This window comes from Candidatus Gastranaerophilales bacterium (assembly GCA_028693235.1).
Lineage (GTDB): Bacteria > Cyanobacteriota > Vampirovibrionia > Gastranaerophilales > Gastranaerophilaceae > JAQUVW01.
Window position 1 is genome coordinate 482,425 of record JAQUVW010000001.1, and the last position, 22,964, is coordinate 505,388.

5 protein-coding genes are annotated in these 22,964 nt (G+C 34.7%); 4 read left to right on the plus strand and 1 reads right to left on the minus strand.

Going from position 1 to position 22,964, the window contains the following annotated elements:
- Nucleotides 1–57: 57 nt before the first annotated feature.
- The 4 genes from PHV37_02460 (at nt 58) to PHV37_02475 (ending at nt 22,307) form a co-directional block, all read left to right on the plus strand.
- Nucleotides 58–19,296, plus strand: coding sequence for a PilZ domain-containing protein (locus PHV37_02460; protein MDD3236944.1), 19,239 nt, complete (start codon nt 58–60; stop codon nt 19,294–19,296).
- 94 nt (nt 19,297–19,390) lie between these two features.
- The gene (locus PHV37_02465; protein ID MDD3236945.1) at nt 19,391–21,085 is read left to right on the plus strand and encodes a HAMP domain-containing sensor histidine kinase; all 1,695 of its coding nucleotides are present in this window, start codon (nt 19,391–19,393) and stop codon (nt 21,083–21,085) included.
- Nucleotides 21,082–21,735 carry a response regulator transcription factor gene (locus PHV37_02470; GenBank protein MDD3236946.1) on the plus strand — a complete coding sequence of 218 codons (654 nt, stop codon included), beginning with the start codon at nt 21,082–21,084 and terminating at the stop codon, nt 21,733–21,735. The genes PHV37_02465 and PHV37_02470 overlap by 4 nt, the downstream gene beginning before the upstream one ends.
- Before the next feature lie 137 nt (nt 21,736–21,872).
- Nucleotides 21,873–22,307, plus strand: a complete 435-nt coding sequence (locus tag PHV37_02475; protein ID MDD3236947.1) for a hypothetical protein — start codon at nt 21,873–21,875, stop codon at nt 22,305–22,307.
- A 91-nt stretch (nt 22,308–22,398) separates the two neighbouring features.
- Here the strand turns inward: PHV37_02475 and PHV37_02480 are convergent, their stop codons facing one another.
- The gene (locus PHV37_02480; protein MDD3236948.1) at nt 22,399–22,848 is read right to left on the minus strand and encodes a hypothetical protein; all 450 of its coding nucleotides are present in this window, start codon (nt 22,846–22,848) and stop codon (nt 22,399–22,401) included.
- Between the last annotated feature and the right edge of the window lie 116 nt (nt 22,849–22,964).

Genomic DNA, 22,964 nt, shown 5'->3' on the forward strand with positions numbered 1-22,964 from the left:
CATCAAAATAGGGAAATATATATGTTGAGTCACTTGATTAATCGTGTACGTGTAAATATGAAAAGATTCTTTGTGGGCTTTTTGTGTTTTACTTTTTTAATCCAGCAAACAGCACTGTTGCCGGCATTGGCAGAGTCTACAATTACAGGAGTTGCCAATGGTACGAGCGGGGCTTTTAATATAAATCCGGATTTGAAAAGTGGTGATACAGGTTTCAAGTATTATAATTCTTTTAATTTAGGACAAGGTGATATCGCAAACCTTATATTCCAGATGAAAAACAATGGTGGCGATGTTTCTAAATTTGTTAATTTGGTTAACAATCAAATTGTCATTAACGGTATTTTGAACTCTGTTGGTGGTGACGGTGCTTTTTATAACGGGCATGCGATATTCGTTTCACCAAACGGTATGGTTGTTGGGGCGTCAGGTGTCATAAATGTTGGTGCTTTAACAGCAATTGCTCCTAATCCTGTTGATTTTGCCAAATATGCTGCATTGAGTTTAGGTACAGCAGGTTCTGAAACTTTAGGAAATGAAGTTTTAAAAGTTGCAGGTCGTGAAGATGTAAATATTGGTGATTATCTTTCTTATCTTCCTGTTAAAAATGAAGCAAGTTTAGCTGCATTAAAGGCTGCTGATCAAACAGGTGACGTTGTCGTCAATGGTAAAATATTTGCTAGAAACAATGTTGAACTTTATGGTAAAAATGTTGCTGTCGGAGCTGATTCAACTTCTAAAAATACAACAGGTATATTTGCAGGTGTAAAAACTTCAGCAACCGGAACTCAATATAATCAAGGTGATTTGATTTCATCTACAACACAAGCTGAAAATCTATTTAAAGTATTGGTTAGTAATAATGATATTTCTAATGGTGCAGCTTTTGGAGTTAACGGAGAGGGCAAAATTGAAATCAAAGCCCAATCAGTGAAAGATATCGGTTCTATTTCTCCAGTCGATAAGTTCTATTATCAAGTTGGTGATAAGTTATTAGAATTAACTGAAGACCAATTAAATACTAAAATTAATGAAGTTCTTGCTGATTTAGTCTCTGATGTTACAGCAAAGCAAGCTGCTTTGACGGAGGCTCAAAATAACGGTGGTGATGTTGAAGCTGCTCAAACAGCTTTAAATGTAGCTAAAGCAACATTAGAAACTGCTAAAAATGAACAAATAACTAAGTCTATTGCATCTACTACTAAAAAATATCTTGAATCTTCAACATCAGCTGCAAATGATGCAAAATCTATTGATAAAAATACAGCTACCGTGAAAGTTCAAAATGCGACACTTGGCGGTCAAGATGTTAATTTGACAGCTCAAAGTGTTGTTAATTATACTGCACAAAAAAATGATCCGATGACCAGTGTTACAGATAGTTCTGCAATTGGTAACATGCTGCAAAGTGCTCTAATAACAGAAACCGGCAAAATTTTAGGAATGGAAGATGTAGTAGGTCAAGGGTATGATTATGAGGGGGCAAGAGCAAAGGCGACTGTTGAAGTTGGCTCAGGCTCTAATATTTTTGCAACTCATGATGTTAATCTTTCAAGTGAAGCTGTTGCTAATACAAATTTAGTTATTAAAAACAGATTTGCTCCTTGGGTTGATACTTCAGCTGAACTTTATTACGCTACAGGTGATAAAACCATCTCTACTATTGATGTAACAGGTGACGCAGTTGTAAAAGCAGCTAATAATGTTGTTGTTAACGCTAAATCTGTAAATACACAATGGGTTAAAATTAAAAATCCATCTTCTGTTACAGAGCAAATATTAGCTCAAAGTTTCAGCGTTCCAAACTTCCAAATTATACTTTTGAATGCAAAAACTGAAGCTACAACAAGGGCAAACATTGCTGAAGGTACTACGGTTGAAGCTAGAGCTTTAGATGTTAGTGCAGTTAACACGACAAATGATTTGTCTATTTTAAATGCAGTTTCTTCAATTTCAGATAAAAGTGCTGCAACTTCAATTGCTATAACAATAAAAGATGCAACAATAGATACTCAGGCGATTATTGATGGTACTGTTACGACAACAGGTGATACTTCTGTTACCGCTCAAAATCTTCATACAGCTGCTAACATTAACAATGCAACTGTTGAAACTGATATCGGATACAAAGCTAAATTAATCTCTGCAGCTTTGAATAAAGCAGGTTCAGGGGTTAAGAGTTTAATTTCCAAAGTAGCAGGTAATGTTATAGATGAAGGTATCTTTAATGAACTTTTCAAAGCAGAAGCTAATTTGCCAAGTGCAAGTTTAAGTGTTTTGTATAACAACAGTAGTATAAGCACAGTGGCTAAAGTTGGTAAACATTCTACTATTACTGCTGATAATGTCAATATTAAAGCTAATACAATAGATTTGACAGTTAATAATGTTGCTGCAAAAGTAAAAAAAGAAGGTGAAACTAAAACTTCTAGTGTTTCATTGCCTTCGCCGGGTATAGCTGTTTCTATCAGTAATCAAAATAATACAACAAGTGCTTATATAGAAGATGGTGATTCTACAAACCATGCAGTTGTAAATGCTAATGGTGCTGTTAATATCAGTGCTACATCTGAAAATCCGATGAATGAAGCAACTTTTGAATTTTTGTTGAATTTATCGAAATTGGGTGCAAGTGCTTATTATGGAGTAGGTAATCTAAAAGATACCGCAGGAAATGTTATAGATGATGTCGAGAGTGTTGACTATAGAGAGCTTTTGGCAGCTCTATCTAATACTACCGATCCCCTTTCAGATGCTTTAGACGGTGTTTTCTTAGATTTGACAATGTCAGGATTAACAAGCTCTTTAGGATTAAAAGGTTTCTTTAATAACTGGGCGGAAAGCGGCTCAGGTATTCAAACAGGTGGCGTTGGTGTTGCCGGTTCTGTTGTATATACAAGTATATTGAATAATACGCTTGCCAAAGTCGGTAAATCAGCTAATTTGAATGTTCAAGATTTAGTTGTTAACGCTGTAAATAAAACAACTCAATATAATGCGGTTGGTGACGTTGGTAAATTATGGAGTTTCAAAGACGGTTCATCAGGTTCAAGCGGACTTGGCGGAAGTGTTTTAATTCAGGAAATAGATAATAATGCTGACGCTGTAATTGCTGATAATGCCAAAGTTACTGCAACGGATAAAAATGCAAACGACAATTATAAAGGCGGTAATGTAAAAGTTCAATCAGCAAACAGTCAAGATTATATTTCACTTGTTGTTACAGGTGGTAAAGCGACTTCTGACGGTGGCGTTGCAATGACAGGTAGTGTTGTTGTCCAAGATGTAAAAGGAAACACTAATTCATCAGTCGGCTCAGCTGTTATAGATGCCGTTAATATGGATGTTGTCGCAGGACAAGGTGATATCTCATTAGTTCAAAAGGCATCTGATGATTTAGGCGGAATGTTTACAAATCCTTTCTCTCCAACATCTGTAATTATGGACGGAGTTGAATATTCTGTCGTTAACGGAGTATTGGTTTCAGGTGCAGGAAATAAGCTAAAATCTGATGTTACTTGTACAAGTAATTCTATTGAATCAAACGGAATTCTTTATACTTTAACGAATGATGGTAAATATAAAGATTCAAATGGAAATATATTCCAAGATTCAAAAGGAAATGACATTGTCTTGAAAGATAATAAAATAACTTTTGATGATGTTGAATATCAATACGATAGTGCTGATAATTCTTTTAAAGCAAATGGTGATGTTTTAAAAACGGATGTTACAGTTAGCGGAAAATCAATTTGCTATAATAATGTTACATATACAGTTAATTCAGATGGCGAATTTGCTGACAAACAAGGAAATGTATTGAGTGGCAGTAATAATGAAGCTGTAACTTATAACAATGTTTATGATGTTGATTTGAGTCAAGTTGATGATGATTCACCATCAATTACAAGTTTTGCAGGTATAGGCAGCGATGGAAAAATTGGCTTAAATAATTCTAAATCTGTAAAAGACGGCATTTCAAATTTAATGATTACCGGGGCTATTTCGACTCAAAGTACAACAACGAAGGTTAAAAACGGTTCTACAACTCAAACCCCATCATCTTCATCAGGTGTTGCAGTAGGTGCTTCTGTCGGGTTTAGTGAATTCCATAGAAACGTTTCTGCGACAATAGCTGACGCAGCAAATGTTACTGTTGCTGAAAATCTAAACGTCATAGCGGATACATTCACAAAAAGCTTAAATATAGCTTTGGCGGGTGCATTTGCTGGTGGTGCTAAAAAAGATGAACCCGGATTTATTGATAAGCAAAAAACAAAATTAAAAAATAAGGCAGATGGCTATAGAACAAAGTTAATCGGTTTGACAAGTGAACTATCAGGAGGACTAATCGGTGGTGATTCTAAAACTTCTAGTTTATCATCATCTACGGGTGCTTCACCTATTACAGTTGATGGCGTTAAATACAGCGTTAAAGGTGGTAAATATGTTGATGATGCCGGCAAAACTTTGAAAAACGCTGATGGCACAGATGCTCTTTATAAGGGTTCTTTGGGTGATACTATTCCGGCAGACAAGGCAGCTTCTGCTAAATCAGGTGCTGACAATATGTCTGCAGCTGCTGCTGGTGCTTTGAATATTCAATTGAATGAAAGTACAGCTCAAGCTAAAATTGGTAATGCGACAATTAAAGTCGGAAAAGATTTAAAAGTTTCAGCTATTCAAACAACAAATGCTTTAAATGTTTCAACAGGTTTGGCGAAAGCTGCTACCGTTGGTGCAGGTGCCGCTTTAAACTATGTTAAAAATTCTAATACAACTCTTGCTCAAATAGGTGATAAAACAAAATCAGGTAATGCTATCATTACTTTTGATGACTCCAAAACCGGTGCTCACAAACTTGATGTAACGGCAAACGAAGATAATTCAAATATTGAAGTAGCTCTTGGCGTTGGTGCCAGTAAGTCAAATGAACAAAATTCTTCAGCTACTCAAGTTGCGGCAGGCGGCTCATTCAATGCTGATGTATTAAAAAATAATGTAACTGCAAATATTGAAAATGCTCAAGTTTCTTCAACTACTATAGGTTCTAAAAATATCGCTGTAAATGTTGACGCAGAAAATTATTCTAAATCGTTTAAAGGTGCAGGTGGATTTGCTTATACAGGAAGCCAATCTAAGGAAGGTACTTCTGTTGGTGCCGGCATGTCTGCTAATTTGAATTTGATAAATAAAACAACTAATGCAAAAGTTGAAAGTTCAACTATAAATAATGCAACAACTCTTGATGTAACTGCAAATAAAGATGCTTCAAAAATTAGTGAAGATTTGATTTCTGTAGCTGTTGCAGGTGCTGTTATGACAGGTGCTGAAAGTGCCTATTCATTCGTAGGAGCCTTTGGTGTTGATGTTATATCTAATATTGTTCTTGCAACTGTAAAAGATTCTACTCTTTATGCAAATGGAGCTGCTAACGTAGCTGCGAATGATTATATCCGCAATTGGAATATTCCGGGGGCTGTAAGTCTTTCAACAACATCAAAAGGTGCAGGTATTGGTATTGGTACAGTTGTTGATGTTATTACAAATAACTTGACAGCAACTGTTGATAATTCAACTATTGATACTCCAAGCCGAATCTCAATTAAAGCTAATGAAAATGAATTTTTAAACTTTATCGCTGCGAATATGGGTATATCAACAAGTGGTTCATCAGAAATTACAGCGAACGCAATAGTTAATGTTTTAAACAGTACAATTACATCTGGTATTGTTAATTCTTCAGATGTTAAGAGCAATAGTTATGTTGACGTAATTTCTAATTATTATAATGAATTAAATCTAGGTACAGTTGTGGGGGCTATTTCTTTAGATAGTGGAAATGCCGGAGCTGGAAATATTATCGCTAATATTTTACAAACAACAAATACCGCTAAAGTCGAAAATTCTGATGTTAATGCAAAAGGGAAATTGACAGTTAATGCAATTTCAGAAGATAATATAACTTCTACACCTGCTGCAGTTGCTGTTACTTCCTCTGGCAAAGTCGCTGGTGCTGCAAATATTTCAGCTAATGTCGTAAAAAATAAAACAGAAGCTTTTGTTAATGGAAAAGCTGACAAAAAAGCTAATATAACATCAAACGGCCTAGATATTAAAGCTCAAGACAATACAACTTCAAGAACTCGTGGCGGAACACTTGCTGCGACAGCTTCCGGTACTGTATCTTTAGCTGGTTCTTTGATTGCTGACGTTTATGTAAAAGATATTGATGCTTATATTGATAATGCTATTTTGAATGAGGGAAAAGGGGGCGTTAGTGTTTCAGCAAGTGCTGAAAATGTATTCGGTGTAAAAGAACCGACTTCAATTACCGCAAGTGCGATAGCTTCTCAAATTAAAAATGAAGGATTTAGTTGGACAGAAGCCGCTAATTTACTTAATTTCGAAATGACTTATGACATCAGTGGTTCAGGTGGTTCTGCTGCTTTAGCAGGGTCAATAAATACTAAAAATGTTATTAATGATGTAAATTCTCATATTGGTTCAGGTACAACAATTAAAAATGCAGGTGCTATTGATGTTAATGCATCAAACTTTACTTATGTAGCAGGTATCGTAGGTAATATATCAGCTTCATCAGGTTCAGCAGCTGTTGGTGGTGCTTTATTCAGCACGGTAAATGTTGCAGATGTAAATGCTTATATTGATGAAAATGCAATAATCGGTTCAGCTGATTCAATGGTTGGAGCTGTTAACGTTTCAGCTTCATCACTTCAAGAATATAGAACAATAATGTTATTAACAGGTGCCTCTAATTCAGCAGCTGTTAATGGTACATTAAATTCTAATGTTATTGTTAATGAAACAAACGCTTATATCGCAAAAGGCGTAGATTTATATTCAAATTCAACAGTAAATGTCAATGCTAAGGATTCAGCGGATATCCAGTCAATTAATTTAGCTGTTTCTGCTGCAGGCTCAGCTGCTGTAGGTGGTATCGGATACGCTAATGTTTTAGCTGAAAGAACAAATGCAAGCATCGGTAAGGTTGGAGATGCTTTAAATACGAAAAAAGCAAATATCATAGCGAACAATGATGTAACAGTTAGTTCTGATTCAAGTCAAGATTTCTCTGCTAATATGCTTATGGTTGCAGGTTCCGGTTCAGCTTCTGTTTCAGGCGTTGCTATAGCTACAACCGTTGCAGCTCAAACAAGTGCAAAAGTTGATAATGCTAATGTTGCATCTAAAAACGGAAAAGTTGATGTAAAAGCTTCAAACAGATATAATGACCCGACAAAGTCTGCTAATATCGTTCAATTTATAAAGAATAAAGCAAATTCAGCAAGTAATATTACTCCGTCAGACGAAGAAGTAAGTGAATCTGAAAAGGCAAATCGAAAAAATGCAACTTTATCCACAGAAGAGCTTGCTGACAACAAATATGTCAAAGTTGTTGATTCAAAAGGCAATATAACATATAGATTAGCTAATGGTGATGACCCTGCTGATAGCGTAATAAGTTTGATTCCTTTAGTAGCTTTGATGAATATAGCTGGAGCCGGATCAGCTGCCGTTACAGGTAATCTTGTTGCTAATGTCGTAGTTTCAAATGTTGACGCAGAAGTTACAAATTCTACAATTAATTCTTTGTCAGGTTTAAATATTGATGCAGCAACGAGCGTTACTACCTACGATTCAATAGTCGGCGTTGCAGGTAGTGCATATGCTTCAGTTGGAGCAAACGGTATAACAAATGTTGCTGTAAATCAAACAAATGCATTATTACAAAATTCAACAGTTGAATCAGGTGATGCAAGTGTTACAGCTAGTGATAAATTAAACTTCAATGATATATTATTTATGGCAGCAGGTGCCGGTGAAGGAGCCGGAGTAACTGCTATTGCAAATGTTAATACAATTGTTAATAAAGTAAATGCTATTGCTGATAAAGCGATTATTAATAACGGCAATTTGAATGTTGCAGCTAATAATGATGTTGATACTTTGACTGCAGGTGTAGCGATTGCAGGTGCAGGTATTGGGGCAGGCGTTGCCGGTGTTGTAATGAATAATACAATTGTTGGTACTCAAAATGCTACAATTAAAAATCATTCAGATATCAAAAATGGCTCGGCTACCGTAAAATCTACTAATACAGTTGATATGAATGACGTTATAATCGGTGGTACATTAGGTGGCATCGGAGCAGGCGTTGGAATATATACTCCGGTTAATGTTGTTGCTAACAACATTAATGCTTCTCTAGAAGATTCTGACGTTTCAAATAATAAAGATACTAAAGTTGAAGCGTTATCAGATGTAAATATTTGGGATATTTCGGCAGTTGTCGCTGTTTCAGGCATTGGGGCATCTGTTTCAGGTACAGTATTTGTAAATGTAATTGATAACGCAATTAATTCAGTCGTTAAAAATTCTACAATTACAGGTGGTGATACCTCTATTGCTGCAAAACAAAACACTTCTATGACAGGTGGTGTATTTGCTCTAAACGCAGGTGGCGTTGGAGCAAGTGTTGGCGTTAACGCCATTAATAATACATTCTTAGATAGAGTAAATGCCTATTCAGATAATTCTACTTACAGAGATTCATCACTCGCTGTATCAGGTGAAGCAGGTGACACGATTAATATGTACTTGGCGTCACTCGCAGGTACAGGGCTTGGTGGAGCAGTAAATGCGTCAGGAATCGTTAATGTAATTAATAATAAATTAAATTCATACGCTACAGGTGGTACTTTTGAAGGTGCGACAGAAGGTTCTAAATCAACAAAAGAATTGAAAGCTACTGCGACTCAAAAAACTAACTTGTCTAACAATGCTGCTTCTGTTGGAATTGGGGCAGGTGCCGCTGGCGTCGGTGCTACCGTTAATGTAATTACAAATGAAGCAAAAGCAAATATCTCTGATATGGCTGTAAATACTTCCTCTGATGTTAGTGTTTCAGCTGATTCTACAGAAAATGTTACAAATTATGTTGGAGCTGTGAATGCAGGTGGTTTTGCGGCAGGGCTTCTTACTAATGTAAATGTAATTGAAAATACTACTCAAGCTTATATAAATTCAAAAAATAAAAATGTTATCGCTAATGATATTTCGGTTGGAGCTAAAGATAAAGTTTCATCTCAAAATATTTCAGTAATTGGCTCAGCCGGTGGAACTGCTGCTTCAGCAGGTATTACAGTTAATGTTATTAATAACGCTGTAAAAGCTGAATTATTGTCAACTGGTGACAATGGAGCTTTGCTAACAGGTAAATATACAGCTAATGACGTTAATGTTTCCGCTGATTCTGACTTTGATATTGATGTAAATACAGCTTCAGCAAGTGCAGGTATGGTTGGCTTATCAGGTGCTATCGCTGTTACTTCTTTAGGCTCAAGGTTCTCAGCCCCTACCTCAGATGAAAGCTATTTATCAAGTGCTGATGATTCAAATACCAATGTTTATGCTCAAGTTGAGTCTAAAACAGCTAAAAATCAACAAACAACAATTGTTGACGCTAAAGATTCAAGAGACAACACAGGTGCGACCTCTTTATATACAAAAGATTATAATGCAACAAATGTTAATTTAACTGAAACTAAAAAAATGGACGGTACAGTTGCTAATGTAAAAGCAAATGTTGATTATACAGGTAAAATGAATGTTGCAGCAAGTAACAAATCTGATGTTAAAACAGGAAATATAGCAGTTGCTGTTTCTGGTTCAGTCGGTGGCGGTGCTACTGTTTTGACTTCTACATCTAAATATTATACAACCGCTAAAGTATCAGGCGGAAATATTTCAGGCAAAAATAATGCGTCTGATTTAAAAGTCCAAGCAACAAACGATGTTGATGCTGATTCTGATGCTGTTTCAGCAGGTGTCGGTACTTACGCTATTGCAGGTAACGTTGCAGTATTTGTCAATGATTCTGTTACCCAAGCTTTAGTTGAAAACGCAGATATTAATACATTAGGAAAAGCTAGTATTTTGGCAATATCAGATGATGTTATTGATTCTAAAGCCGCTTCTTTATCAGCTGGTGGTGTAGCTGCTTCATTCAATGTAGCAGTTGCTAATACAACTAACAAAGTTATAACAAATGTATCGGGAACAAATCTTTCCGCAAATGGCATTGATATAATTTCTACAAATACAAGTGATTTAGATTCCACATTGGCATCTGCTTCAATTGGTGCAGCAACTCTTGGTGTTGTTGTAAATTCAGTTAATTCAAATGCTATTACGCAAGCCATAATTGCAGGTACAGATAAGGTTGTAAATGCAAACGGTGGAGACCTTAATTTGATAGCTCAAACAGGTGGTATTTCTGCTGTTGCAAAAATGTATGTCGGTACAATTACTCTATATGGTGCTAATGTTGATTCTCAAGGTGCAAAAGTCAGTTCTGAATTTAAATCCAGCGTTGAAGGAACTGCAACTGCACAGGGTCAAAACGTAAATATGCTTGCCGGTGTTAAAAAAGATACAAAGGATACAGCAGGAGAAGTTACTGCTCAAGTAGATTCTCTAAAAGGGACTATAGGCTACGTTTCAGCTTCTGTAACTCTAGAAAATGCTAAAGTTGATGCTAATGCAAATGTAAATGTTGATTCAGGTGCAAATGTTGTAGCTTCAAAATCAGGTAATGTCAGATTATTGGCTAAATTAAAAAGATTAGCTTCAACAGGTGCCTCATCTGCTACTTTAGGAGCTGTAAATATCTCTGCTATGAGGTTGAACTCAGAAGTCACCGGCGACTCTACAATTACTGCAAACGGAACATTAAAGGGTGGTAATGTTGATCTTGATGTCGTAGATGACAATGACGCCAGAACAAAAATACTTAGTGGTGAGATTACATTAGCCTCAGGTAATTTGAACTATGCAAAAGCAAAAGTAGATACAAATTCAAAAATTACAACAGGAAATATTCATGCAAATAACGTAGATGTAAATGTTACAGCTAATAAAGATGCTAAAGTCGATAATTCTTCATTCAGTGTTTCCTTGATTTCAGCTGGTTCAACAGATATTGAAACTACAGTTTCTGGTCAATCGGGTATTTCAACTACCGGTACGATTAAAAATTATGAAAATTCTGGCAGAGCAAATAGTGTTGTTTTGAATAACAGAGAAACAGCAACAGCTCAAAACGCATCTATGTCAGGTTCTTACGGACTTGTTTCAGGTAAAAATCTTTCAATGACAAGTACTGCCGATTCATCAGTTTCAAATAATATCGGTGGCTCAATTAATGCTAATAGCGTTGATATTGATTCATCATTAGTTAGAACAACAATCGCTAACGCTGCAGCTGATAGTGCCGGTCTTGGCTCTATTAATAAAATGACATTAACAAGTAAAATCGGTAACGGTTCTACAACAAACTTCTCAGGAGCTATTAATACAGATAGTTTGACGATTAATTCAAATATGACGAACGCCGTTGAATCTTATGTTTACCAAAGTTCTAAAGGTTTGGTTGCGTTGGCAAAGGGTTCTGTTCTAAATGAAATAAATAATACTGTCAAAAATATTGTTTCATTTAACGCAGGTACAGATATTAATGCAGGTTCAATAAATTCAGATGCTTCAACAATGGTTTCAACAACAAGTAATGCGAAGTTGTTCAAACAAAGTGGAAGTTATGGGCTATTTGCTATTAGTGGCGGCTTGTTGACTAATACTTTAGCTGCTCAATCAATCTTGAATTTTAACGGAGGAACAATTAAAACAACAAAGATAGATGATGTTGCTAATTTCAAAATCACAAATGTCGCATCAACACCATCAAAAATGATAGTGGATGACCATATCGGAGGCTTTACCGCTAAAGGTGGTGCTAAATTAAGTAATACAATCAATCAAGAATCACATATTAATGTCAATAATGGTGCTAAAGTTATCGCAGCAGGTACTTTGAATATTGGTATGAATACAGGTGCTCAAGGCTTTGAACAATCTGTATCATCTAATGCGAGTGGTGGTTTCGCATATAATAATGCAACATCTAGCGTTACAGCTAATATTAAAAACTATGTAAACGTAAATAATGGCTTGCTACAAGGTAAAGTTGTAAACATTAATATGGATTCAACAAACTCTCTTGGTGCGGAAGCTTATGTTCACACTTCTCATATTTTTGGTCAACCTTCTGTTTCTTCATATGTAACTTTGAATGTTGATAACAATGTTACAATTGGTGATGGGACAGGTGATTTTGATGCGAAAATACTAGCAACTTCCGAATCTCCAAATGGTGTAGCTGTAAATATTAATTACATGGCTAATTCAAATCAAACTATTACGCAAATTGCTGATGTTTGGGTTCAAGCGGCTGTTGCATCTGCTGATTACGGTGGAGATATCAACTTTAATACGAATAACAATTTGAATATCAAAACAGATGGACATGTTGCTTCATCTAAAGATGTAAATGTCTTGTTTAAACGTGGTACAGAAAACTTAAATTCTAGAATTCACTACAAGAAAATAAGTAGAGCCTTATTCGGTATAAAAATAACTAAAGAAGGCAGCTGGAGTTCAACTAAGGTTGCAGCTTCTAACAAAGCTGTGATTGACGGCAAGGTTGAAGCAGGTGCCGGAACCAGCATGACTATGAAAATAGACAAAAATGGTAATGTTGTAGCTAGTGATACAACAATAAGCGATTCATTATATGAAAAAGAAACATCTACAACGACTGTAATGACACCGGAAGAAATTGCTGAAGAACAAGCAAATATTCAAAATCAAATTACTGATTTGTCGGGAGAATTGAAGGCATTAGACGATGCTCAAACTGTTAACAAAGAAAGAGCAACTGCTATTCAATCTCAATTAGATGCTTTGAATACTCAATTGGCTTTAGTTACATATACAACTAACTTGACTGATGCACAAAAAATTGAAATTGATGCGTTTAAGAAGTCTTTATCTGATTCTATTTTGTCTAATTTAAAAGGATTAAGCTTTGAAACAACAGATGCAGACGGAAACAAAGTGGTTTATACTGTATCTAATGATTCTAAGTTGACAGATTTAGCTAAAAATTTGGCTTATGATAAAGATGAAAATGGTGACAATGCTTCATTCATAGCGTACTTTATGGGACAAGTCGACGCATCTTCAGGTGCTATCAAATCTGAAGACGGTAACTATACAAACCATAACCAAAGTGGTGAAGTCGGTGACGTTACAACAGTAGATGATTTATCCAACTATTTGAACGGATTAAATGCAACAAAATCCGTTTATAACAAGAGCACTGATGCTGATGGAAATGTTACATATTCATCTACAGCAGATTCAACAAGTACTGTTTCATTGAGTGAAGCTACATTATTAGATGACGCTACAACAAGCTTAGCAAATATCAAAGCAAATGATATAAAGAAAGCAAATGTAACTCAAAATGGTGAAACATTTGAAGTTACGACATATCTCGGTAAGACAATCATTGACGGAACAACAGATACTGATATTGCGGCTGCTATAGCTTCTACAGAGGCTGAAAAGACAGATCTCGCATCTGCTATGACAGAAGTTAGCAATAATATTATTGCTGTTTCAAATAAAATATTAGATTATCAAGGCTTATACGATAATATTGGAAAAGATAATGTTTCAGGAACATATACAAATGGTTCTTATAAATTTGCCAATTTGAATGCGACAGGTGGTTCAATAAATATTAAATCATATAACGGCAGTGCTTCTAAAGTGTCAGGCTCAGGAAGTTTAATCATCAATGTTGCTGATGTGTTGATTGATAACTACTCAAATTACAATCTTGTATTCAAAGGATTGACAGTTGCATCAGGGGCCTCAGGCGTCTTTATTGATGGCGTTGGATATTCAGGCTCAAAAGAAGGCAAAAAAATTAGAGAAAATAATTTGAGAGTCTTTACTCAAGGTAATGATGATAATGCAGGTTCAATCACTATTAATGATTATTATGATCCTACGCATCCGACTAATAATTCTTTAATCGGAAATATAGCAAGTAATATAATCATAAACGGTATTGTTGATACAAATTCAGGTAACGTAAACATCTGGAATGAGGGTGGTAATATCGCTATCAATAATTCAATCAATGCTGAAAAGATAACCATCAATGTACCTCAAGGTGATTATACTCAAAATACAAAAGGTCAAGCTTACAAATTGAAAGCTGAAGATTCATTGTTTGCAGGTGGAAAAATTGATATTACAGCTTCAACAATAGATATTCAAGGTACAATGAGAGCAGGTAATGCTGATAGAAATATCACTATTACTGATTCTATGCTTGCTAATTTAACTAACGATTATGTAACATGTAAAGATAATCTTATTAAATTGATAGATGATTCTACGACTAAAGCTGTAACTGACTCTGTTTATATGAAAGATACAGACAATATCAAGGCTCTTTATGATGCTGATACAAATACTGTTACTTTGTTCGGTATAAATATAAAAGATAATTCTACAATTAATCTCCATTCAACTGCTGCAGCTTCAACTGAAACTACAACGGTTACAAATCCTGCGTTAAGTCCATGGTTAGTTAATTTGTATGAAAAATTAGGTATCTCAACTACAATCGTTACTACTAAATCAACTATTCCATTAGTAATCGGTAGTAATGCAAATATCCAATCTGCTAACGGCTATGGCAAAATCAACATAATTAACAATACAAATAAAAACCTTGTTGTTAATGGTGTTACTAATAATTATGTGACAGGTGGAATAAAATATACAAATCTAAAAAATAATACTTATGATTTGGTATCATTAATTCAAGATAAAAATTCAGCCATAAATGCTGCAGTTGCTTCAATAGTAAATGGTGCGGTTAAAACCGAAACTCTTGACGCTATGAGCGATTACAATAAACAAATTGTAGCAAATGATAATACTGACTCATTAAAAGCTGCTGCTGTGAGTGATGATAATGTTAATACTATCAATAATCATTTAGCTTCATCAAAGACAACTAATGATTATAAACAATCAGCTATGAAAAATATTTCAAAAGGTTCTCAAGCTGGTCTGTTGACTACTAATGCCACTGATACAAATATTGTCATCGATACGACAGGAGCTTCAGAAAATCAAACCGGAGACCTTTCTGTTAAAGGTACAATCAGTTCAGGGAATGTTAATGACGGTAAATTTAACTTGAATCTCAAAACAAACGGAAACTTGAATATATTGACAAAATATGTTTCAGGAAATTCAGGTACTCAAACTCCTGTTATTAATACAAACGGCACAGTTACTCTTGATAAATTGTCATCTAATGGTGGTGTGAATATTGAGGGGTTAATTAAAAATGCCAATGGTACAGTTACCGTAAATAACGCAGGTAATTCTGCTTTGACAATAGATTCACTTGGTGAAATTAGTAATACAAATGGTAGCATTCTGTTGAATAATACAGGTGCTCAAGGTATTACGGTTGCCGGTAAATTGAATGTTATCGGTGCTGTAACAGACAATGTTGTTGAACTTAATAATACAAATGCCGTTGCTGGTATCAATGTCTTGCAAAATGCTTTGATATCAAATGTCTCAGCGAATGCAGCTAACTCAATTACTCTATCAAGCCAAGGTGCTCAAGGAGTTGTTGTTGATGGTAATATCGCTTCTGAAAACGGTGGAGTTAAATTATCTTCAACTCTTGGCGATATAGATGTTAACTCAAACGCTAATATTAAAGTCAATGAGAACAATACATTAGCTGAACAAGCTTTAGATATAGAAAATACATCAACAGCCAAAGGTATAAAAATTTCAGGTAAGTTGAAAAACTTCGGCAAAGGTAATTTGAATATTACAAATAACGGGACTGAAGATACTAATATAGCAGCAACTGCTAATGTCGAAAGTGCTTCTGGCGGAAATGTCGTTATTTTTAAGAAAAATGCAGGTGGAATAACAATCTCTGGCATGGTTAAAAATGCACAAGGAGATAATATCGTAACCAAAGAATCAGGTAGTGGTGCGGTTCTTGTTTCAGGAAAATTGCTAAATGAAAAAGGTGACACAACTCTTACTAATAAAACTGCTACAGAGGGTACTGTTATTGCTTCAACAGGTAAAATTGAAAATAGCAATGGTTTGTTGAAAATTGAAAATAAAGCAGGTAGTGTCCTCGTTCAAAAAGATGGCGATTCAAAAGGCTTAATCAAAAATACAAACGGCAACCTTGAAATTATAAACTCAGGCTCTCAATCAGATTCTAAAATCAATATTGCAGGCAATGTCGAAAGATATGGTAACGGCGAGTTGAAAGTTTCAAATTACGCACAAGGTGGCATTGACATATCAGGTGCTATTCAAAATGCAGTAAATACTATGTCTATTTTGAATGATGTTGCAGCTTCTTCCGGTATCGTAATATCAGGTATTGTCGATAATCTTAACGGTGCGTTAGATATTTACAATAATTCAGCTACAGGCACAGATGGTATTAATATATCAGGTACTGCTCAAAATGCAGGCGGTAATTTGACAATATCAAACAATAAAGCTGATATTACCATAACAGGTACTGTTAAAAATCTTGTTAATAGTAATAAAGGCGGTGATTTAGGTATTTCAAATACAGCGACTGCGGGCTCTATTGTTTTTGCAGGTGCAAGTGTTTCAAATGCAAAAGGTAATACTTCAATTACTAATAACGGTTCTAATATAATTGAATTTAAGAAAAATGATACAACAGCAAAAGAAACTTCTGTTTCAAACTCAAACGGTAAACTTTCAATTCTAAATAAAGGTGCTAACGGTATAAATATTCAAGATTCGACATATGTTTCAAATAATGGCGGAACCTTAGATATTATCAATGAAACTACTGCATCTAAAGGCATTAGTATAAAAGGTTCATCAACAGTTACCAATGCAGCAGGCACGCTAACCGTTGACAACAAATCAACAGTTGATACAGCAGGTATATTGCTAGAACCTAATGCTACTATTACCAATAATAACGGCAAAATAATTGCTAAAAATGTCGGTAAACAAGGCATTAAAGTTCAAGGTAGAATAAAATCTGTTGATAATAATGTCGAAGTTACAAATCAGGATTCTGATATAGTTATAGGCGATTCAGCATTAACTCTTGATAATACAAATAATACTCAAGGTTATATTGCAGCAGCTGCAGATGTTGTGATAAATCAAACAAATGGTGACATCTTGAATGGTCTATATTTGAATGATTTAGCAGGTACATATAGCAACTATGACTTAGGTCAACCTAATAACCATTATCAAACATTAATCAGTGCTAAAAATCTTGAAATGACTGTAATAGACGGAGATATTGGACAGACTGACAATGCAAGACCTGGCTTCAGCATTGATAAGAAAACAAGAAATTACACTGAATCAATCAATGTAAATGTTGTAGAAAACATCACGGCAAAAGCTTTGAATAATACAAAAACTGATAACAGACTTGTTAATTTAAGAAGCAGATTCTCTAATATGAAGAATGTTGATGTTACATCAAACGGAAATGTAATCTTAACGGCTGCTGATTGGAAACAATCTGATGCTGATAAAGGTACAAGCGAATACAACAAAGATGGCTATCTCAACGGCTTCTATATGAATGGTAAAGTTGAAGGTCAAGATATATCAATGATAACAAGTCACAATTTAGATATGACAGTCAATCAACGTACAGATATTAACCCATTAGCTTATGTAAGTTTTGAGGCTGAAAATGACGTTAATGTCGTTGGCTCAAATAAAGGCGATATGAATTTATGGCAAGCTATATCTAAACACGGCTCTATGGATTTGACATTCAGTGGTAATACGGTCATTAGGGCATTGACGGCTGGTGAGCACTTGCATATATTGAATAAAGGTAAAAATCTTACTATATATGATTTGGGCATCATTCCTGCGTCAATGGGCTTTGAAGATATGTTATATCCTCACGATAAGATTGCTATGACTGGTTCAGATTGGGTTGTTCCAAAATCAATAACTATTGAAGTCCTTGATTTGTGGGGCGGTAATACTGCTGAATCAACATTGAATATCTATAACGCTTATCTAAAAGGTAGAGATGCGGGTGATAAGACTCCGTCAGATATGAATGGCATATTAGCTCCATATATTAAAGATTTGGGCTTGATGGCGTCTGATGTCACAATCAAGGCAGATAATATGATTGCTCACTCAAAAGATGCACCTGATTCAATTGTAGGTACAATTTCTAATCCTGCCGGCTTTAATGTAGATAATTCAGATCGTTCATATTTTGATGACCCTCTAACAGGCAAAGGTCCTAGGCATGATGCTACAGGTTTCAATTCATATGGCATCGGTGCGGGCGATTCCATAAGCTTTGATATAAGAGGCGTTAATCCGAATTTGATTAATGCTTATAATGACGGTGCTACAAATATTAGAACTCAATTCTTAAATCAACCTATAATTACGACATTGCTTGTTTTCACAAATCCAAAATATATTCAAGCTCCGAACTACAAAATGTCACAAGTATCATTAACGTTAAATCAAAATAATGGATTTGCGACACAAAACAGAGGTATGCTTATCGATAGGTTATATGCTGATGATGCTTACATAAATACTGGTGATTTGAACCTTGATATCGTTGACGGTATGATTGGCAGATACGGTGAATTCAAAAACGGCAACCGTGGTGGTTCAGGCGATTATACGTTTAGACCATTCAGATGGAATACCATTGTTGATAACGATTACAGACGTAAAATTGACGAAGTATATAGCGGTTATTATGTAACGTTGCAATTATTCACTAAAAAAACAGGCTCCTTTGGTGTCTCAATGGGTGATTTGATTGTTATGGAAACAATGGCTCCCCCTGTTGCATACAACCCTTACGAAGTTACAAACTTGCCTAGAAACGAAAATAGTTTCTATAGACAAACTTATAAAGATGACAAAATTCAAGAAACAACTACAACACCTGAATTTAAAGATTTAGATAAGTCTACGAACGGGCAAACTAAACGTGATGCTATTCGTTTTGAATCAAATGATGTAAGCGTTTCTTCAAACGGTGCATCAGGTATTCAGGTTTACAATATCTCTAAAACAGGCATGGAAGTCGATAATGTAAATAATGCCAAGGTGGGCGATAAAATTACTTTGGAGATAACTATTGATGGTGATAATATCAAAGTTGATGCTCAAGTAATGCGTGCAAATGATGGAAAAATTGGTGTTAAGTTTACTAACTTAGACAAAGCAACAGCCAATAAGATATTGTATATGAACATGTTGTCATCACAAGCAAAAGATAAAAAAATATCTAAATTATAACGAATTAAGAGGACTGAAAAAATCAGTCCTCTCTTTCCTTTATTTGAATGATTGGTTTTTTGCTTGATTTCATTAATATGTAAATGGAGGTTCAATGTTCAAATTCGCCAGATATCTATTTGTGTTATTTATAATTACCACAATTGTACCTTTGTTGTTGCTTTTGCTTTTTACTAATAATAAAATTGAAAAGCTTGAAGTTAAGTCATCTTCGCATATGTTAGAATTGGCGTCTAAACAAATAATGGAATCTTTTTATAAGCTTAATTCTGCTAATATTTCTAATATATCAATAAAACTTCAAGGTCTTAATGGTAAAAAGATTTCTGATGTTGAATTAAAAAAGTTATTTCCAGATTATCAAGTTTCAGTAGATACAAAAGTTATAAATGTTGTTTCTTATAATTATGAGTTAGTTTCTAATCCTTTTTCTCCCGACAATAAAGTTTTAAATGTTATTTATAAATTCCCTGTTAAGTCAAATAGTAATTCAGATTATAGTTCTGTAATATTAAAACAACCTGTAAATCTTGAGAATATGATATTCAGAGGGCCTTTCGAGAGTGAGTTCTATTATGGAGAAGGTACTCAAAAAAAAGATTTAATATCCATTGTTAAAAATGAACCTATTGATAGGTTGCATGAAAAGATGGAATCCCATACAATGTTGCGCTCAACACTTGATATTCATCCTGCTTCTCCACGTGAAATGGAGCCTTGGGGGCACGAACCGAGTTTGCGTAAATACGATAGAAAAAAAGCTCCCATAACCAGATTAACTTTAAATAATTCTGATGGAAGTGTTGGCTTTACTGTTTTGATAAGGTCAATGATTCCTCCAAAACCAATGGGACCTCCGGGTGCGGATTGGTTTAATGCGTTGATATTAGTTGCAGGTGTGGTGTTGAGTGTTTCAGTCGCTTTTATCGTGCACAGAACTTTTGTTATTCCTCTATCGGAGCTTACTGTTGCTGCTAAGGAAATCAAAAAAGGAAATTTGAAATTTATATTAAAAACTGATAGCAAAGAACCTCAAATCGTTGAAACGTTTTCATCTTTCAATAATATGATTAAGGGGTTGCTAGAAAAAGAAAATTTGAGAGACAGTTATATTGCTAGTTTAACCCATGATTTAAGAACTCCTATAATCGCTCAACAACGGGCTTTGTCTTTGATTACTCAAAAGTTTGAGTCAATGGGGCTAGAAGATGAAAGAGAATTGTCAAAGAGTTTGGAGCGTAACAGCACTCATTTACTTCGAATTGTAAATTTGATTTTAGAAGGATATCAATTTTCAAGACAAACTATAAAATTGAAATATGTAGATATAGATTTGCAGGCATTGATTTCGGATTGTTTTGAAAAAGTTCTTCCTATTTCTGAAGATAAGAATATATCTCTAATAAACTCTATTTCTTCTGATTTTATTCATATTGAGGCTGATAAGATAAGCTTAGAGCGTATTTTCTTGAACTTGATTTATAATGCGGTTGAAAATATTGATTCAAATAAGACTATAAAAATTACGGCAATAGATACAGATGCAACTGTTACTTTGACTGTGGAAGACAATGGAAATGGTATTGCACCTGCTGAAATCGGGCATATTTTTGATATGTATTATTCAGGCAAATCTGTCGATAGAAAAATCGGTTCCGGTTTGGGGCTTGATGTTTGTAAAAAATTAGTTGATTTGCACAAAGGTATTATATTTGTTGAAAGTGAAGTTGGGGTTTTTACTAAGTTTACGGTGATTTTACCCAAAAAAAATTCGGAGAAGAATTTATGAGTATTAAGGTTTTGTTAGTTGATGATCATGAATTAACAAGAAAAGGTATTGAGTATGGTTTAAAACTGGATTCGAAATTTTTAGTTGTTGGTTCTGTTGATAATGGGAAAAAAGCAGTTGCTTTTGTCAGGCAAAATCAACCAGATGTTATATTGATGGATATTGGGATGCCTATTATGAATGGGATTGATGCAACTCGTGAAATCCATAATGTTTATCCTGATATAAAAGTTGTTGTTTTGACTTCAATGACAGAAAAGCAATCTGTAATAGGTGCTTTTCACTCAGGAGCAAATGCTTATTGTATGAAAGATGCCCCTATTGATGAATTAATTAAGGTTATCAATACTGTCTTAAATGGTGCTGTATGGATTTCTCCAAGTGTTGCTCAGTATGTTGTTGAAATATTGCAATCCAATAGTTTCATGGTGCATAGTGAAATTGAGTCATCGGTGGATTATAATTTGACTGCACGAGAGCTCGAAATTTTAAAATATATTGCTGATGGCAAGAGCAATAAAGAAATTGCGGACAGCTTATTTTTATCATTATATACTGTGAAAAATCATGTGAAAAACGTTATTCAAAAATTATCAGTTTCTGATAGGACGCAAGCTGCCGTTTTAGCTCTTAAAGATAATATCATTTAGTTATTGAAATCTATAATTTAATCAGTTGAGCCATTTCTTTTTCTAGAAATGGCTCTCTGGTGCTAGTAATTTACCTGCTCAATTTTTTTTTATTATAGTGTGAAACGGAAAGATAGAAAATTTAAAAGGAGATAAAAATGATTAACGGGATTTCAGCAAATTTAGGTTCAATTGGTGGTAATAATCAAGATGCACCTGCAGACTTAAAAAAGAAATTACAAGAAGCAGGTATTCCTTCAGATGTTATATCTCAAGGTCGTGAAGCGGTAATGCAATATGCTCAACAAAACGGTATTGCAATGCCCGAACCTCCTCAAAAACAAGACTCCGGTTCTATATTTGCACAAAATGGTACTCAAGCAGCTCAAGGTTCTCAATCAGCTAAAGCGGATGAAAAAGAGCCTCCTGAAGAATTAAAACAACAATTAGTTTCATTAGGTATTCCAACAAGCGTTATTTCTCAAGGTAGAGAAGCTGTAATGGAATACGCAAAAGAAAATAATATTCAGCTTCCCGAACCTCCCCAAAACCAAGGTGGAGCAACCGGTTCAAGATTGAACTTAGAAGCATAAAATTTTTAGTTATTTGGTTGGATACTCTTCTTAAGCATAAGCGACTATTTTTCAATAGCCGCTTTTTTTTAGGGATATAACAGATATAGGGTTAAATTAAAATATCAATAGGGGATTCAAGTTGGTCTTTTGTTACATCAGATGGTATCTGCCAATCTGTGATATAAGAAAACAGATTTTCTTGATTTGATGTGATTCCGTTTTTTGCATCTTGTGGTGGTGTTGGCGGTTTTAATAAGTCAGCATTGTTGACCATATCCTCGGATGAAATCTCTCCATCTTCACCTGCGATTGTATCAAAGTTTTCAATCAGTTGATTTAAAAATCCCAACTTACCTTTATCATCTGTACTTTCATCAGAATTCAATTCGTCGATATATTGTTGCAATTGGTCTTTTGTTATTTTTGTTGAACCGTCTGTTCCCAAGTCTGAAGATAGTTTGGAAAACATATCTGTCCCATTAAATTCGGGTTCTTTTGCTGAATTTTGAAGCATTTGACTGATTAAGGTTGAATTCGCTGAACTTATACTTGATACCATTTTTACCTCCTCGATATTTCGTAACCTTTCGTAATAATTATATTAACTTTTTAACATTATGAATATGGCTCTTAAGTGCTATTTTGAAACAATTGTTCATAAAATGGCAATAATTG